The 1,251-nt window shown below is 39.5% G+C and carries 1 protein-coding gene; it reads right to left on the reverse strand.

The window, feature by feature from the left end; genetic code table 11:
- Positions 1-279 precede the first annotated feature (279 nt).
- A partial coding sequence (locus tag N782_RS20405) for a PhoH family protein (protein ID WP_036824894.1) occupies positions 280-1,251 on the reverse strand: 972 nt, incomplete at its 5' end.

The following is a 1,251-nucleotide window of genomic DNA, read 5'->3' on the forward strand; positions in this document are numbered from 1 at the left end:
CGAGACTCCCGCGGGAGAAAGAGGTTGGTAAGACCCCGGAAGGCATGGGATTTGCCGGAGGCTTACCAGCTCGCCCGCAGGAAAGCGAGTTGTTTCCTACCCAACCCTACTCTTCTTACGCATCGGACCACTCCAATTATCTTGAATTCAAGTCTTCAAGATTATGCCTCTTATATGGAAAGATAATTAACTCAAAAAAGCAAGGGAGTATACACTCCCTTGCGTGTTTTCATCTTAATAATTTATACAAATTAGTTATCCATTCTAGCAATAATTTAATTACAAGAAATCTGCTGCAAGCTGTGCCAAAGGAGAACGTTCTCCTTTCACAAGTTTCACGTGACCGCTTAGCTTTTGATCTTTAAACTTTTCTACGACATGAATGAGACCGTTGTTGTATTCATCTAAATACGGGTGATCAATTTGATGTGGATCTCCTAGTAGTACAATCTTACTACCTTCACCTATCCTAGTTAGAATCGTTTTTACTTCATGCTTGGTTAAATTTTGCGCTTCATCGATCAATATTAACTGCTCTGGTATGCTTCTGCCCCTAATATATGTAAGAGCTTCCACTTGTATCGAACCTATACCAGATAGAATCTCATCTAACTCCCCTGGTTTTTTCACATCAAATAAGTACTCAAGGTTATCATATATAGGTTGCATCCAAGGTCGTAACTTTTCTTCTTTCTCCCCTGGCAAGTAACCTATATCTTTGCCCATAGGAACCACTGGTCGAGCTACTAATAATTTTTTGTAAAAACCAAAATCTTCAATTTGCATCAAGCCAGCTGCTAAAGCTAGCAATGTTTTTCCTGTACCCGCTTTTCCAGCAATCGTCACAAGAGGAATATCTCTTCTTAATAGTAACTCTAATGCCATAACTTGTTGAGCGTTCCGAGGGCGTATCCCCCATGCTTGCTCATTTTGGAAACGACATTTTTGTAGCAACCCTTCTTGGTTACGTACCATGCCAATTGCTGAATGTGAGGGATTTGTCCTATTCTTAAGGATGATAAATTCATTTGGATGAAGAGCTTCGGCGACTTGCTGTTGTAAATCTAGTTCCCCTGTTTGAAAAAACAAGTTAATTTCATCTTCATTAACATATAACTCTTTAAATCCATTGTAAATTGCGTCTTCATTTACCGCTCGCTCGCTTAAAAAATCTTCGGCAATTAGCCCAATAGCATCCGCTTTAATCCTCATCAACATATCTTTTGAAACCAATGTAACTTCTCTGCCAGA

Origin of the sequence: Pontibacillus yanchengensis Y32 (genome assembly GCF_000770635.1) — a bacterium.
GTDB lineage: Bacteria > Bacillota > Bacilli > Bacillales > BH030062 > Pontibacillus > Pontibacillus yanchengensis.